This window comes from Nocardia pseudobrasiliensis NBRC 108224 (assembly GCF_001613105.1).
Classification (GTDB): Bacteria; Actinomycetota; Actinomycetes; order Mycobacteriales; family Mycobacteriaceae; genus Nocardia; species Nocardia pseudobrasiliensis.
Window position 1 is genome coordinate 40321 of the sequence record NZ_BDBS01000066.1, and the last position, 14706, is coordinate 55026.

Consider the following 14706-nt stretch of genomic DNA (forward strand, 5'->3'; position numbering starts at 1 on the left):
TTGATCCGTTTTGTCCGGAATCGATCCGTTCGAGCCGTCCGCGAGCGGTGACCGCTAGGCTGAGCGATCGTGCGACTGCTCGTAACCGGGGGCGCGGGGTTCATCGGCGCCAACTTCGTCCATCAGACCGTCACCGAACGACCCGACGCCCGGGTCGTGGTGTTGGACGCGCTCACCTACGCGGGCAATCGGGCCTCCCTGGACCCGATCGCGGACCGCATCGAATTCGTCGAGGGCGATGTCGCGGATCTGGAACTGGTCGACCGGCTGGTCTCCGGCGTCGACGCGGTGGTGCACTTCGCCGCCGAATCGCACAACGACAACTCGCTGGCCCGGCCGTGGCCGTTCGTGCAGACCAATATCGTCGGCACCTACGCGCTGCTCGAGGCCGTGCGCCGCCATGATGTGCGCTATCACCACATCTCGACCGACGAGGTGTACGGCGATCTCGAGGCGGACGATCCGCCCTTCACCGAGGCCACCCCGTACAACCCGTCGAGTCCGTACTCGTCGACCAAAGCCTCCAGCGATCTGCTGGTGCGGGCGTGGGTGCGCTCGTTCGGGGTGCGCGCGACGATCTCCAACTGCAGTAACAACTACGGGCCGTATCAGCATGTGGAGAAGTTCATTCCACGTCAGATCACCAATCTCATCGACGGCGTGCGGCCCCGGCTCTACGGCGCCGGACATCAGGTGCGCGACTGGATCCACGTCGACGATCACAACCGCGCGGTGTGGACCATCCTGGAGCGCGGCGCGATCGGGCGGACCTATCTGATCGGCGCGAACGGCGAACTCGACAACAAGTCCGTGGTGCGGCTGATCCTGGCCGAATTCGGCCGCGATCCGGACGATTTCGATCACGTCACCGATCGCCCGGGTCACGATCAGCGCTACGCCATCGACGCGACGCCGCTGCGCACCGAACTGGGCTGGACGCCGCGCTACTCCGATTTCCGCGCGGGCCTCGCGGCCACCGTCCGCTGGTATCGCGAGCACGAAACCTGGTGGCGCCCACAGAAGGAAGCCACCGAACAGGCCTACGCGGCCGCGGGCGAACGGGTCCTCTAACCCCAGACCAGGAAGTGGTACTTCAGCACCGCGGCCGCCAGCGCGACCACCGTCGCCGCCACCACGGTGATCGCCGGACCCCGTGACGGGGTCGCCCCGCGAACATCGGTGAGTCGCAACGGCATCCACCGCAGCACCACCGCGAGGCCGACCACGGCCAATGGCACGAAGTACCGGCCCTGGACGCCATCGATCAGGTAGTAGTCCACCGGTGTGAACGACATGTACAGCGTCACGTAGATCATCGCGACGCTGGCCAGCAGCGTCAGCGCCACGATCGCCGTGCGCGGTCGCGACGCCGAGAACCGTTCGGCGATACCGCTGCTCACCGCGAAGGCGAGCAGGCACGCCAGAATGGTCAGCGCGGGCACATCGATATAGGAGAAGCCGAGCTCACCGAAGAACTGGGTGAACCAGCGCTGATCGCGATACCAGATGCTGTCGGTGAAGATCGTGAGGAAATGCGCCGGGCTGCCGAGGATTTCGTGCAGCTGATCGCCCGGCCGCACCGAATGCCACTGCGCCTGCGGACGCATCAGGCCCATCCCGTCGCCGGTCGGCGCGGCGATCTTCATCCAGGCCGCGAACAGTCCCGCGCCCACCGCCGCGAAAATCCACGGCAGCCAGCGCAACCACTGCCCGAATCGGTACTGCCGCGCGGGAATCAGCACCACGAGCATTGCCAGCAGCACATAGGTCGGCTTGCTCAGCGGCAGCGCGATCGCCGCGGTCAGGGCCGCCGCGGTCTCCAGCCGGGACAGTTCCGCGCCCAGGAACAGACCCTTCACCAGCAGACACGACACCAGGATCGCCAGCGCGTTGGTCATGGTGTCGGCGGTGATGGTCCCGGCCTGGAACAGCGCGATCGGCAGCACCGCCACCGTGAAGGCCAGCCACTGCACCCGATAGGCGCGCAGCGCCCGCAGCGCGAAGCCGACGATCAGCAGATAGGCCAGCAGACCCGCGAGCCGGGTGAGCTCCAGCGTCGCGCCGACCTTCAGATCCAGTGCCTGCGCCAGCCGAATGCCCACGGCCGCGGGCACATACGGCACCGGCGAGTAGGCGGCGGTATTGGTGAACCACACCTGCCTGGTCACCGAGGTCACCGGCGCCGCGCCGAGCAGGTCGTAGGCGGCCGGATTGGCCACCATCGGCTCGGGCTCGCCCGGATTGTCGCGGTAGTCGTCGAAGGCGTAATTCATCAGCCCGTCGATACTCGCCGGGACATCGCCGCCGTAGGCGACGCCGCGATCGTCGGCGATCTTGTGCGGGGTGAATCCGCCGTGCGCCACCTGATAGGCCCGGCCGAACTGGGTGATCTCGTCATGTCCCCAGAATGCCGGGGTGAGCACCGAGAAGATCGCGCCGAATACGGTCGCGACCATCAGGAACGCGAGGGCGCCCAGGCCGAGGCGGCGCTGGATCCAACCCACCGCCCGGCCGAGAACGGCCGTGGCGGAGGCGGATTCGGCCGACTGTTCGGGGAGAGCGGGCGGCTGATCGGTCGTCGTCCGCTCGGCCTGGGTCGTCATCAGTTGACCTGTCCCACCCGCTCGGGCGATTGCGCGCCCACCGCGGAGTAGCGCAGATACATCAGTCGCGCGGCCTCGTGCCGGGAGCGGCGGATGCCGTCCAGGATCAGGCCCGCGGTCCAGGCGAGACTGCCCAGCAGTAACAGCGTGAAGGCGAGGAACAGCGTCGGGAAGCGCGGCACCTGGTGGGTCTCGTAGAACTCGATCACGATCGGAATGGTCAGAATCACCGAGACCAGCCACGACAGCGTGCCGAACAGGCCGTAGAACGCGACGGGCCGTTCGTGCCGGGCCAGATTCGTGATCAGGAACAGGATCTTGAAACCGTCGTGATAGGTGCGCAACTTGCTCTCGCTGCCCGCGGGACGATCGCGGAACCCGACGGGCACCTGCGTGCGCGGCACCCGCAGATGCAGCGAATGCACGGTCAGCTCGGTCTCGATCTCGAATTCGCGCGAGACGGCCGGGAAGCTCTTGACGAACCGCCGGGAGAACACCCGGTAGCCCGACAGCATGTCCTCGACGTTCTCGCCGAACACCTTGCCGACCACGCCGTTGAGCACGCGGTTGCCGGTCTCGTGGCCCGCACGATAGGCCTGTGCGCCCGCGTCCTGTTTGCGCACGCCCAGGACGTGGTCGTACGGACCGTCCAGCAGGGTCTTGATCATCAGCGGTGCGGCGAAGGCATCGTAGGTGTCGTCGCCGTCGATCATCAGATAGACGTCGGCCTCGATGTCGGCGAAGGCGCGGCGCACCACATTGCCCTTGCCCTTGGTGGTTTCGGCACGCACGATCGCCCCGGCCTCGCGGGCCCGCTCGGCGGTCGCGTCGGTGCTGAGGTTGTCGTAGACGTAGACGACGATGCCCGGCACGGCGGCCTTGAGGTCCGTGACGACCTTGGCGACCGCGGCCTCCTCGTTGTGGCAGGGCACCACTGCGGCGATACGAAGCTCGGTGGGGTCCACCCCGTCAATCCCTCATTTATTTAGAACCGGACGGTGAAATTACGAACACCGGGAGGGTACAGGGGAGTGCGGCCGGGCCGCCGGGTAACCCTCGCTCTGTTGGTATACCCACCAGGTTCCCTTCCCCCTCATGTACCCGGCGCGCACTTCGCCGGGTACCGTCGGCCGGGTGTCCAGCAGCGAGATCGTGATCGAGCCGGGGTCGCCCGCGCAGGCGTCGCTGTTCAGCAAGGTCGTGGCCGCGGTCCGCAAGGGTGGGGCGTTCCTCGTGGTCGGCGCGATCGGATTTCTCGTCGACGCCGGGACCTACAACCTGCTGGTTTTCGCGGGCGGCGAGGGTCCGCTGTACCACGCGCCGCTGCCCGCCAAGATCATCGCGATCGGCGTGGCCACCGTCGTCACCTACTTCGGCAACAAATGGTGGACCTTCGCGGACAAGAAGGGCGGCAGCGCGGCCCGCGAATATCTGCTCTACGCGGTGTTCAATGTGGCCGCCATCGGACTGCAGCTGGGCTGTCTCGGCTTCTCCCGATACGTCCTGCATCTGTCGACGCCGCTGTCGGACAACATCTCCGGCACACTGATCGGTCAGATGGTGGCCGTGGCGTTCCGGTACTGGGCCTACGGCAAATTCGTGTTCACGGGTGCGACCTCTCCCGATGCCCGCGCCTGAGCGCATTGATATTCTCAGCCGGCCGCGCATAGCGGACCATCCCGTTCGCCGGCTTTCGATCATCGAGGGATTACGAGGGAATCCGATATGGACCAGTCGGCTGGCCAGGCCGTGACCGCATCCGAGAACGACCGGCGAATCGCCGACCCCGCACCCGCCACGCTGCGCTCCGATCATCAGGCCCCCGAGCGGCTGGTGCTGGCGCGCGGTGTGTTCACCGGGCCGTCTCCGAAGATCAGTGACGAGCTCTACGCGGTGGTCAAGGGCAAGGCGCATCGCGAGCGGCTGAGCATCCGGTTGGACAAGGGCGCCCGCGCCGACACCAACACCTACTTCGGCCGGTTCGCCGCCAGCTACTGGCAGCGCTGGACCACGGTCACCGAGGTCGAGGTCGCCATGACCCTCGAACTGACCGGCCTCGCGCGAATTCGGTTGGCCGCCTCCGATATCGCCGGACACCGCCGCATCATCGACAGCACCGATGTGCGCGCCGACGGCCGGGTGGTGCTGCGGGCGGCGCTGGATCAGTACGTCGACGGCGGCGCGCTGTGGCTCGAATTCGATGCCGTCGGTGGCGATCTCACGATCAGCGAACTGACCTGGACGGCGCTCGCGCCGGATCATGTTCGGCCCGTTGCCATCGCGATCTGCACCTTCAACCGCGCCGAGGACTGCGCGCACACCGTCGCCGCGCTGGCCTCGGATCCGACCGTACTGGCCGCGATCGATGCGGTGTACGTCGTGGATCAGGGCACCGATCTGGTGCAGGATCGGCCGCTGTTCCAGGAGACGCTACCCCGCTTCGGCGACAAGCTGCGGTATCTGCGCCAGCCGAATCTCGGTGGGGCGGGCGGTTTCACGCGCGGGCTCTACGAGGTCTCCGCGGCCAATGAGCACGCCGACGTCATCCTGATGGACGACGACATCCTGTGCGAGCCCGAAACGGTCATCCGGCTCAACGCCTTCGCCAATATGACCGTGGAACCGACGCTGGTCGGCGCGCAGATGCTGTTCCTGCTCAATCCCGACTACCTGAACGTCGGCGCCGAGGAGACCAACCTCGGAATTCTGCGGCACGGGCAGAAGGTGTCCAAGGCGCTGCGCAACACCAGCATGCTCAAAAAACATCAAGAACGCCGTGTCGACGCGGGTTACAACGCCTGGTGGACCTGCCTGATCCCCGCCGAGGTGGTCACCCGCATCGGCCTGCCGATCCCCATCTTCTTCCAGTGGGACGACGTCGAATACGGTCTGCGCGCCCGCGAACACGGCTTCGTGACCGTGACGCTGCCCGGCGCCGCGGTCTGGCACGCGGACTTCTACTGGAAGGACTACGACGACTGGGCGCGCTACTTCTCCTCGCGCAACTCCCTGATCGTCTCCTCGCTGCACACCGATCTGGATCCGAAGAAGATCACCCGCCAGCTGTTCCGTGAGATCGCCGAGATGCTGGTGGCCATGCAGTACGGCCTGGCACACACCACACTGCAGGGCATCGAGGATTATCTGAAGGGTCCGAAGGGTCTGCAGGACGGCGGCATTGCCGCGCTGGCGGCCGCCCGCGGCACCCGCGGCGACTACACCGAAACGCTGAAACATCCGGCCGCGACCGCACCGATTCGCAACGCGGACATCCGAATCCGCCGCGCCAACGGCGAGCCGAGCCGGCCCCTGTTGGTGCTCGTCAAGCGCGCGATCCAGCAGTGGACCGGCCGCGTCCAGCCCGGTCTGGTCGGCGTCACCCGCGAGGACGCCTACTGGTGGCACGTGTCGCTGTTCGACCACGTCATGGTCACCGACGCCTCCCAATCCGGCGTCCGCATCCGCCGCCGCGACAAGGCCCGCGCCCGTGCCCTGCTGCTGCGCACCTGGCGAGTCCTGCGTCGTCTGCGCGGTGAACTGCCCGCCCTCACCCGCCAATACCGCGCTGCCATGCCGGAACTCACCAGCCGCGAGAACTGGGAGCGGCTGTACGGCATCGGTCCGAAGTAGTGTCAGCGGGCCGCGGTGAGCAGGGTTCTGGTCGCCGCGGCCACCTCGTCCACCAGCCACGCCGGTAGCGTCCCCGCGCGGGCGTGGCGGCGCAGCGCCGCATAGGGCAGATCGACCACGGCCAGCACCACGCGAGCGACCGTCAACTCGTCGTCCGCGCCGAAGAGTTGATCGGTCAGCACGTGCAGTCGCTCGATCAGCGGCGCGTTCATCCGATCCAGGCGTTCGCGCAGTTCGGTATCGGGCTCGCCGTCGAGCAGATCGCCGGGCCGCAGCCGCAGCAGCAGTTGAGCGTCCTCGGGCAGGTCGCGGCCGAATTCGATGGTGGCAGCGGCCATCCGGACCGCCGCCTCCAGCGGATCGGACGCATCGGCGGCGGTCAGCGCATGCCGCTGAAACCGATCCAACGCGCGAATCCATGTCTCGACCAGCACGCCATTGCGACTACCGAACCGGTGATACAGCGTCCCGACCGGCGCGCCGCTGGCCGCCGCGATGGCCGAGACGCTGGCCGCGCGCGGACCCTCGCGCAGTACCAACGCCCGGGCCGCGTCGAGAATCACATCCGTATCGTGCTTGCGAGGTGGAGCCATCTACTAGTACGTTCCTTCTATATGGAGCGCTTGTCCTATATCGACCAACATTCGAGGATAGTCGCCGCGAATCGGGAACGACTATGGGACGCGCTGTGCGATCGCATGGGTGGTGAGAGCCGCGGGTTCACGGTTGCCGAGCGCCTCGCACCGCGGCGTCTCGCGCTGGCGGGCAGTCACTGGTTCTCGCGGTACGAGCTCGCCTTCACACTCGACGAAACGGCCGCGGAGCGCACCCGAATCACCGCCGAGTCGCGGGCGGAATTCCCGGGCGTCGCCGGGCGGATCTATCGGGCGCTGGTCATCGGCAGTGGTGGGCATTCGCTGGTGGTTCGCGCTCTGCTGAGCCGCATTGCCGCCACCGCCGAGCGCGGCGGCCACTGACGCACGCGAATCAGCTTCCGGCCGAACCGGATCGGGGGCGCGGCGGGTCGTTGTCCACCACCGCGGCGCGGTAGTCGATCCGCCGGGGCGACTGCGGAATCGTCCGTCCGGGCTGGTGGCGCGGCGCGGGGTGATCCCAGGTGCCGTCCGGACGCATGGTCGGCGGGTCCTGCTCGGTGGTGCCCGGCTCGGTGATCGGCGCGCAGCCGAGGTCGTCGAAATAGCGGGTGCTGTGCGCGGCGATATAGCGGATCTCGGTGAATACGCCGTTCCAGCAGGACACCTCGATCTCGAGGCGATACATATCGGCGGTGTCGTTGCGACAGGTGATCCGCTCGCAATCGACTCCCGGCGTCAGTTCCCGGGCGGCGGCCTGCGGTGCGAGCACACCGGCCGCCGCCACCAACAGCGAGGCGATGCCGAATCCGACCATCGACCGCTGACCCATGTAGACCACTCCCCAATCGGTAACCCCGACCCGAAACACGTTGTATCCCTAGGTCGTTCCGACCGGTAGGTCGCGTTACGGGCCGATGGTCCACCGATTGCCGGGGCTTGACTCAGAGGAACAGATCGGTAGTCAGCGGCTCGTCGCCGGGCGTCACCCGGTACTTGTCCAGATCCGTGATGCCGTGCGCGGCAAGGACATCCTCATCGATGAAGAAGTTGCCGGTGGTGTCCTTGGCGGGCGAGGTGAGCACCAGATAGGCGGCATCGGCGTAGATGTCGGGGGTGCGCGAGGTCGAGACCATCTCCTCGCCGCCGAGCAGATTGCGCACGGCCGCGGTCGCGATGGTGGTGCGCGGCCACAGTGAGTTCACACCGATGCCGTACTTGCGCAGCTCCTCGGCCAAACCCAGGGTGGTCAGCGACATTCCGTACTTGGCGATGGTGTAGCCCAGCGACTGCCCGGCCCATTTCGGATCCAGGTTCAGCGGCGGGGACAGGGTGAGAATGTGCGGATCGCGCCCGGCCTGCGCGGATTCCCTCAGCGCGGGAATGCTCAGTTTGGACAGCAGGAAGCTGCCGCGGCAGTTGATGTCCTGCATCAGGTCGTACTTCTTCATCGGCAGCAGCTCGGTGGGCGAGAGATCGATCGCCGAGGCGTTGTTGACGACCATATCGATACCGCCGAACCGCTCGACGGTCTCGCGCACCGCGGTCGCGACCGCCTCGTCGTCGCGGACATCGCCGACGAACTTGTGCACGGAACCGCCGGCCTGTTCCAGTTCGGCCGCCGCGGTATGGATGGTGCCGGGCAGTTTCGGATGCGGAGTGTCGGTCTTGGCGATCAGGGTGATGTTCGCCCCGTCCGCCGCGGCCCGCTTCGCGATCTCGAGCCCGATCCCGCGGCTACCTCCCGACATGATCATGGTCCGTCCGGCCAGCGGCTTCCGTGCTTCGGTCATAGCGCTACTCCCGTCTGTGGGTGACCACCCCTGACATGCAGGTTAGGCGACGCGCTCTATCTTATGCAATCAGTTGCATAGTGTGTCCGCCGCGCTACCTCCGGCGGGTGTTCCGCGCCCGATAGACCGACCGCTGAGACCGCTCGATGTTCTTCCACGCCCGCAGCCGCTCGGCCCGCAGCCGGGCGTCGGTGCGGGTGGCCAGCCATTCGTTCTCCCGCTGGAGTTTGCGATAGCTGTCCAGGCGGCGCTGCGGCAGTTCACCGGATTCGATCGCGGCCAGCACCGCGCAGCCGGGCTCGGTACGGTGCGCGCAATCGTCGAAACGGCAAGCGGCGGCCAAGGATTCGATATCGCTGAAGGTGCGCTCCAAACCCTCGGCGGCCTCCCAGAGGCCGACCGAGCGCAGCCCCGGCGTATCGATGAGCGTGCCGCCGCCGGGCAGCGGCCGCAGTTCGCGATGCACGGTGGTGTGCCGCCCGCGTTTGTCGCCGGCGCGAACCTCGTCGGTGGCGAACACCTCCGCGCCCAGCAGCGCGTTGGCCAGCGTCGACTTGCCCGCGCCCGAGGGGCCGAGCAGCGCGACCGTACCGTCGAGCACCGCGGCGAGCACATCCATACCCTGTCCGGTGTTCGCGCTCACCGCGAGCGTGGTCGCGCCCGGTGCGACCGCGCGCACGATATCGAGCGGAACATCAACGGCCAGATCGACTTTCGTCAGCACGACCACCGGCTGCGCGCCGGATTCCCAGGCCAGCGCCAACATTCGCTCGATGCGGCCCAGATCGACGTCACCGTCGGCGGCACTACACACCAGCACCGTATCGACATTGCTGGCCAGCATCTGCGCCTCGGACCGTCCGGATACCGCCGCGCGCACGATCGCGGTGCGCCGCGGCAGCAGTCGCCGCACGGTGAGTTCGGCGTCGAGTGCCACCCAATCGCCGGTACACAGGCCGATGACGTTGGTATCCGCCCGCGGGCAGCGAGCGCGTCCGACGCCCGAGGGTGTGGCGACGTCGCATTCGCTGCGATCCATTCGGATGACGCGGGCCGGGACCCAGCCGGTGTCGAGCAGTCCTGCGTACTCAGCGGAAACGGCTGCGGACCAGCCGTAGGGAATGAGTCGGTCGAATTCGACCATGATGGGGAGCCGTCTTTCGTCGGGCACGGAGCCCGGACGCGGGCTCAGTGCTTCGGTGCGAAGGTGGATATGCATGCGGCGGCGCGACTTTCATCACCAAGTCGCTGCCAGGCCACGACAACCCGAACGATCGTTTGCACGTACTCCACCTCCTTCGACCTCTCGACGCTTACCGTCTGTGTGAGCACAACGATGACAGCCCGCAGCGCGGACCGCAATCTATTTTCCGGGGGATCGACGCCTAGTCCGGCTTGTGGAACTGCTCGCGCCGGCCCAGCCGCCGCAGTCGCAGCCATTCGGCCAGTCCGGCCGGATCCTTCTGCTGCACAAGGAAGAACCAGGAGAACCGCGCCCATTCCTGCGGCAGCAGTTTGCGCATACCCGGCTGGGACATCAGATAGCCGCGGTTGCGGTAGGTGAAGTAGCGCTTGACCGGGTCGTCCGGGTACTGGGTGTGCATGCGGCCGCCCAGGATCGGCTTGAATTCCGCCGAGCCGTTGGGATGCAGGTACGCCGTCTGCAGACAGGTGCCGAACGGCAGGCCGGAGCGGACCAGTCGCCGGTGCACCTCCACCTCGTCACCGCGCACGAACAGCCGCAGATCGGGGACGCCGATCACGTCGATCGCCTGGGCCGACAGCAGCGCGCCGTTGAACAGCGAGGCGATGCCGGGCAGGAAATCCTCGTCGCCGAGTTCCGAGCGCAGTCGTCGCCACACCACACCGCGGCGCAGCGGGAAGGCCAGCCGGTCCGGATCGTCGATATCGGCCACTACGGGAGAGACCTCGACCAGGCTGTACCGTTTCGCGCAATCGAGCAGTGTCGCAAGGACTTCCGGCCCTTCGGGGCGGCCGTCGTCATCGGCCAGCCACACCCAGTCCGCGCCCAGGGTCAGCGCGTGCAGGATGCCCAGCGCGAAACCGCCCGCACCACCGAGATTGTGCTCCGAACCCAGATAGGTCGATTCCATCGGTTGCTGCGCCACCAGCTCGCCCACCTCGGGCTCGTTGGCGTTGTCGATCACGATCAGGTGATCGATCGGTCGGGTCTGGGCGGCGAGCACCTTCAGGGATTCGGCCAGTAGTTCGCGGCGCTTGTGGGTGACCACGACGGCCACGATGCGTGCCGAATCGGGTTGGGGGACTCCAGGATTCATGCCGGATTCTGCTCCAGTTCCCGTTCTTTCTCCAGCTCTCGGAGGATCTGTGCGACGTGATCGCCGGCCTCGGGACCCTCATAGGCCCGCACGACCTCTTCGATACCGCCCTGCATCCGCATCTGCCCGTGGTCGATCCAGATCGCGGTGTCGCAGAGCTGGGCGAGGAATTCGTTGGAATGGTTGCAGAACACCAGGATTCCGGAGCGGGATACGAGATCGCGCAGGCGCTTGCGGGCCTTCTTCATGAATTCCGCGTCGACCGCGCCGATACCCTCGTCCAGCAGCAGGATCTCCGGATCGATCGAGGTCACCACGCCCATCGCCAGGCGCACCCGCATACCGGTGGAATAGGTGCGCAGCGGCATGTTGAGATATTCGCCCAGCTCGCTGAATTCGGCGATCTCGTCGACCTTGGCCAGCATCTGCTTACGGGTCTGGCCGAGGAACAGCCCGCGAATGATGATGTTCTCGTAGCCGGAGATCTCCGGATCCATGCCGACGCCGAGGTCGAAGACCGGCGCCACCCGCCCGCGCACCTGCGCGCTGCCCCGCGTCGGTTCGTAGATACCCGAAAGCAGCCGCAGCAGAGTCGATTTGCCCGCCCCGTTGTGGCCGACCAGGCCGACGCGGTCGCCCTCCTTCAGGGAGAGGGTGATATCCCGTAGCGCCTCGACGACCACGACGTCGGATTGGTTGCGTCCGATCGAGCCGCCCGCCTTGCCCAGGACGGCCTTCTTCAACGATCGCGATTTCGCGTCGAAGATTGGGAACTCCACCCAGGCGTTGCGGGTTTCGATACTTACGTGATCGGTCATCGAGCCTTCACACCCAGTAGGGGACGCGGGAACGGAATCTCTTCATGGCAAGTATCGCCAATGCCCAGCCCACTACGGTAATGGCCAGCACAACGAGCCAGTGCCGCAGCACGATGGGCTCGCCGAGCATCGGCGCGCGCACGATCTCGAGGTAGTGATAGGTCGGGACGATCTCGATCAGGCGGGCGCGTTCACTCACCGATCCGCCCTGATTGTGCAGGACCTTCGCCGACCACATGACCGGCGTCAGCACGAACAGCATGCGGGTGAGGCTGCCGAGGATCGGGGCGATATCGCGATAGCGCGTGCTGAAGATACCGAAGGCGATCGACACCCACATGGCGTTCAGGAAGATCAGCACGATGGCCGGAATCGCCAGCAGTACGGTCCAGTGCAGATCACGCCAGACGCCGAATGCGACCAGCATCACCGCGTAGATGGCCAGATTGTGCGCGAAGAACAGGAACTGCCGCCACACCAGCCGGTACACGTGCACGCTCAACGCCGAGGGCAGCTGTTTGATCAGGCCCTCGTTCGCGATGAACACGTCCGCGCCCTCGAGGATGCTGGCCTCGATCACATTCCAGACGATGATGCCGACCGTCACGTACGGCAGATATTCGCGCAGCGGCTGGTTGAGCAGCGTCGCGTACAGCAGGCCGATGGCGGCCGCCTGTACCGCCGTCGAGATGGTGATCCAGAACGGGCCGAGCACCGAGCGCCGATACCGCTGCTTGATGTCCTGCCAGCCCAGTGACAACCACAGTTCGCGCTGCGCGAAACCGCTTCGGAAGTCCTTGAACGCACGCGCGAACGACCGGGAGTCGGACACCAGCGGTTCCGAGGCGTCGTCGTGGTGCTGTTCGGTGGTCACCGAATCGGCTGGAGCAGCTGCGGGCACAGTGCTCGACTGTAGCGCAGTGGCTACAGATACTGCCCGCTCCCAGCGCTGCCCGGATGCTGCCCACCCTCGCGTTGTCCTTGGATACCCGGCGGCAGCGCGTGCCGCATCTGCTCGAGTTGCGCCCGCGCGGCCATCTGCTGGGCGAACAGCGCGGTCTGAATTCCGTGGAACAGTCCCTCCAGCCAGCCCACCAGCTGGGCCTGGGCGATACGCAATTCGGCGTCGGAGGGGATCGAGTCGTCGTTGAACGGCAGCGCCAGGCGCTCCAACTCGTCGCGCAGATCCGGGGACAGGCCCTGTTCGAGTTCGTGGATGGAGGTCTTGTGGATCTCCTTGAGCCGGGTGCGGCTGGCATCGTCGAGAGGCGCGGCCCGCACCTCCTCGAGTAGCTGTTTGATCATCGTCCCGATGCGCATCACCTTGGCCGGCTGCTCGACCATATCGGCCAGCGATTCGTCCTTGGTGTCCTTCATCTCGCCGGTTTCCTCATCGATCATCTGTCCGGTCACGGGTGTTTCGCCCTGTGCGCCGGCCGGAATGATCAAGGGGCGGCCTTCGGGCCCGATCACCACGATGGAATCCGGTGCTCCGTCCGAGTGCGTCATGAGCTCCATGATGTCGCGTCCCGGCGTCTCGCGCTAAGCGGGGGCGGGGTGCCCATCGGGGGTATGTACGTTCGTGACCGCAAGTATTCTGTTGCGGTCTTGTCCGCCTCGTGGGTTCGGTTTGCTGAAAGTCGGTCGCCATGCTGCGTGATATCTCGCCCGGTTGCCCGCGCGTTCGGTGCGCAGGCGCCGACAATCGATCGGTTGCCGCTGACACGGTTACGCCGACTCGGCCGCTGCGCTTAGAGTGGCCAACATGACTTACGACGTCGCAAGGGTTCGGGGCCTGATACCGTCCCTGGGCGACGGCTGGATCCACCTCGACCCGCAGGCGGGGATGCTGGTCCCGGATTCGGTATCTCGCGCGGTCTCAACGGGTTTCCGTACCTCGGCCTTTTCACATACCAATCGCCACTCGGCCGCCAAGCGCAGCGCCGCGCTGCTGGAGGCCGCGCGCGAGGCGGTGGCCGATCTGGTCGGCGGCGACCCGGCCGGGGTGGTGCTCGGACCGGATCGCGCGGTGCTGCTGGCGTGGCTGGCCGAGTCGCTGAGTTCGCGACTGGGGCTGGGTACCGGGATCGTGCTGTCGCGCCTGGACGACGAGGCGAATGTGGCGCCGTGGCTGCGCATCGCCAATCGCTATGGGGCCCATGTGCGTTGGGCCGAGGTGGAGATCGAGACCTGTGAGATGCCGGCCTGGCAGTTCGAGGAGTTGATCGGACCCACCGCGCGGCTGGTCGCCCTCACCGCCGCCTCACCGATCGTGGGCTCGGCGCCCGCGGTGCGGGTGGCCGCCGATCGCGTGCACGAGGTGGGCGGCCTGCTGGTCGCCGACTGCTTCGGGGCCGCGCCCTACGCGCTGATCGATATCGATGAGCTCAACGCCGATGTCGTCGCGCTGTCCGCGCCCGCGTGGGGCGGGCCGCAGATCGGCGCGCTGGTGTTCCGGGATCCGGCCTTCCTGGACCGCATTCCGTCGATGTCGCTGAATCCGTATGCCAAGGGCGCGGAACGGTTGGAGGTCGGCGGACATCAGTACGCGCTGCTGGCCGGGCTGACCACCTCGATCGACTATCTGGCCGGGCTCGACGAACAGGCCGGCGGCACCCGCCGCGAGCGCCTGGAGGTGTCCATCACCTCCCTGCAGGACTATCACGACCACCTGTTCGAGCACCTGATGGAGGTGCTGGACCGGATCCCGAATCTCACGGTGATCGGCCGCGCCTCGACCCGGATCCCGACGGTCAGCTTCACCATCGCGGGTATGCAGGCCGAGAAGGTCTCCGCCCGCCTGGCCGACCACCGCATCGGCACCCTGAGCGGCGTCCACGGCGGCAGCCGCCTGCTCGACGCCCTGGGCGTCAACGACGAGGGCGGCGCGGTGACGATCGGTTTGGCGCCGTACACAACCAAATTCGAGATCGACCAGCTCGGCCGCGCCCTCGCCGCCCTGGACTAGC

The 14706-nt window shown here is 66.8% G+C and carries 15 protein-coding genes; 5 read left to right on the forward strand and 10 right to left on the reverse strand.

The window, feature by feature from the left end; genetic code table 11:
• The first annotated feature begins 69 nt into the window (after positions 1-69).
• On the forward strand, positions 70-1071 hold the full coding sequence (gene rfbB / locus NP4_RS36715) for a dTDP-glucose 4,6-dehydratase (protein ID WP_068008179.1): 1002 nt from the start codon (positions 70-72) through the stop codon (positions 1069-1071).
• On the opposite strand, the gene NP4_RS36720 is transcribed toward rfbB, so the two are convergent.
• Both NP4_RS36720 and NP4_RS36725 read right to left on the reverse strand, forming a co-directional pair.
• A complete protein-coding gene (locus tag NP4_RS36720) occupies positions 1068-2603 on the reverse strand; it encodes a DUF2142 domain-containing protein (protein WP_068008182.1) in 1536 nt (511 codons plus the stop codon). The two genes, rfbB and NP4_RS36720, sit on opposite strands and share 4 nt — an antisense overlap.
• The gene (locus tag NP4_RS36725; RefSeq protein ID WP_068008185.1) at positions 2603-3568 is read right to left on the reverse strand and encodes a glycosyltransferase; all 966 of its coding nucleotides are present in this window, start codon (positions 3566-3568) and stop codon (positions 2603-2605) included. Before NP4_RS36725 ends, NP4_RS36720 begins: the two co-directional genes overlap by 1 nt.
• Positions 3569-3737: 169 nt before the next feature.
• On the opposite strand from NP4_RS36725, the gene NP4_RS36730 reads away from it, so the two are divergent.
• Entirely contained in the window at positions 3738-4241 is a 504-nt protein-coding gene (locus NP4_RS36730; protein ID WP_245998638.1) for a GtrA family protein, read from the forward strand.
• Between the two features lie 87 nt (positions 4242-4328).
• Complete coding sequence (locus NP4_RS36735) at positions 4329-6233, forward strand: glycosyltransferase (RefSeq protein ID WP_068008190.1); 1905 nt, start codon at positions 4329-4331, stop codon at positions 6231-6233.
• Positions 6234-6235: 2 nt separating this feature from the next.
• Here the strand turns inward: NP4_RS36735 and NP4_RS36740 are convergent, their stop codons facing one another.
• Positions 6236-6826, reverse strand: a complete 591-nt coding sequence (locus NP4_RS36740; protein ID WP_068008192.1) for a TetR/AcrR family transcriptional regulator — start codon at positions 6824-6826, stop codon at positions 6236-6238.
• A gap of 21 nt (positions 6827-6847) precedes the next feature.
• Here NP4_RS36740 and NP4_RS36745 point away from each other — a divergent pair, with 21 nt between their 5' ends.
• Complete coding sequence (locus tag NP4_RS36745; protein WP_068008195.1) at positions 6848-7210, forward strand: hypothetical protein; 363 nt, start codon at positions 6848-6850, stop codon at positions 7208-7210.
• A 10-nt stretch (positions 7211-7220) separates the two neighbouring features.
• On the opposite strand, the gene NP4_RS36750 is transcribed toward NP4_RS36745, so the two are convergent.
• The 7 genes from NP4_RS36750 to NP4_RS36780 form a co-directional block, all read right to left on the reverse strand.
• Positions 7221-7697, reverse strand: a complete 477-nt coding sequence (locus NP4_RS36750; RefSeq protein WP_147288086.1) for a hypothetical protein — start codon at positions 7695-7697, stop codon at positions 7221-7223.
• A 73-nt stretch (positions 7698-7770) separates the two neighbouring features.
• On the reverse strand, positions 7771-8619 hold the full coding sequence (locus tag NP4_RS36755; RefSeq protein ID WP_068008202.1) for an SDR family oxidoreductase: 849 nt from the start codon (positions 8617-8619) through the stop codon (positions 7771-7773).
• A gap of 94 nt (positions 8620-8713) precedes the next feature.
• Positions 8714-9763 carry a ribosome small subunit-dependent GTPase A gene (gene rsgA / locus NP4_RS36760; protein WP_068008207.1) on the reverse strand — a complete coding sequence of 350 codons (1050 nt, stop codon included), beginning with the start codon at positions 9761-9763 and terminating at the stop codon, positions 8714-8716.
• A 241-nt stretch (positions 9764-10004) separates the two neighbouring features.
• Positions 10005-10919, reverse strand: a complete 915-nt coding sequence (gene glfT1, locus NP4_RS36765) for a galactofuranosyltransferase GlfT1 (RefSeq protein WP_068008210.1) — start codon at positions 10917-10919, stop codon at positions 10005-10007.
• The gene (gene wzt, locus NP4_RS36770; RefSeq protein ID WP_062503306.1) at positions 10916-11737 is read right to left on the reverse strand and encodes a galactan export ABC transporter ATP-binding subunit Wzt/RfbE; all 822 of its coding nucleotides are present in this window, start codon (positions 11735-11737) and stop codon (positions 10916-10918) included. The genes glfT1 and wzt overlap by 4 nt, the downstream gene beginning before the upstream one ends.
• Before the next feature lie 7 nt (positions 11738-11744).
• Positions 11745-12611: a galactan export ABC transporter permease subunit Wzm/RfbD gene (gene wzm / locus NP4_RS36775; protein WP_245998643.1), complete on the reverse strand. Its 867-nt coding sequence runs from the start codon at positions 12609-12611 to the stop codon at positions 11745-11747.
• 50 nt (positions 12612-12661) lie between these two features.
• A complete protein-coding gene (locus NP4_RS36780) occupies positions 12662-13138 on the reverse strand; it encodes a bacterial proteasome activator family protein (RefSeq protein ID WP_245998644.1) in 477 nt (158 codons plus the stop codon).
• A gap of 364 nt (positions 13139-13502) precedes the next feature.
• On the opposite strand from NP4_RS36780, the gene NP4_RS36785 reads away from it, so the two are divergent.
• Positions 13503-14705, forward strand: coding sequence for a cysteine desulfurase-like protein (locus NP4_RS36785; RefSeq protein ID WP_068008213.1), 1203 nt, complete (start codon positions 13503-13505; stop codon positions 14703-14705).
• Position 14706: the final 1 nt, after the last annotated feature.

Excerpts from the sequence above, each read along its gene's own strand:
- NP4_RS36720 (WP_068008182.1), bottom strand. The coding sequence starts at position 2,603 with ATGACGACCCAGGCCGAGCGGACGACGACCGATCAGCCGCCCGCTCTC.
- NP4_RS36735 (WP_068008190.1), top strand. The coding sequence starts at position 4,329 with ATGGACCAGTCGGCTGGCCAGGCCGTGACCGCATCCGAGAACGACCGG.
- NP4_RS36740 (WP_068008192.1), bottom strand. The coding sequence starts at position 6,826 with ATGGCTCCACCTCGCAAGCACGATACGGATGTGATTCTCGACGCGGCC.
- NP4_RS36745 (WP_068008195.1), top strand. The coding sequence starts at position 6,848 with ATGGAGCGCTTGTCCTATATCGACCAACATTCGAGGATAGTCGCCGCG.
- NP4_RS36755 (WP_068008202.1), bottom strand. The coding sequence starts at position 8,619 with ATGACCGAAGCACGGAAGCCGCTGGCCGGACGGACCATGATCATGTCG.
- rsgA (WP_068008207.1), bottom strand. The coding sequence starts at position 9,763 with ATGGTCGAATTCGACCGACTCATTCCCTACGGCTGGTCCGCAGCCGTT.
- glfT1 (WP_068008210.1), bottom strand. The coding sequence starts at position 10,919 with ATGAATCCTGGAGTCCCCCAACCCGATTCGGCACGCATCGTGGCCGTC.
- wzt (WP_062503306.1), bottom strand. The coding sequence starts at position 11,737 with ATGACCGATCACGTAAGTATCGAAACCCGCAACGCCTGGGTGGAGTTC.
- NP4_RS36780 (WP_245998644.1), bottom strand. The coding sequence starts at position 13,138 with ATGATCGATGAGGAAACCGGCGAGATGAAGGACACCAAGGACGAATCG.
- NP4_RS36785 (WP_068008213.1), top strand. The coding sequence starts at position 13,503 with ATGACTTACGACGTCGCAAGGGTTCGGGGCCTGATACCGTCCCTGGGC.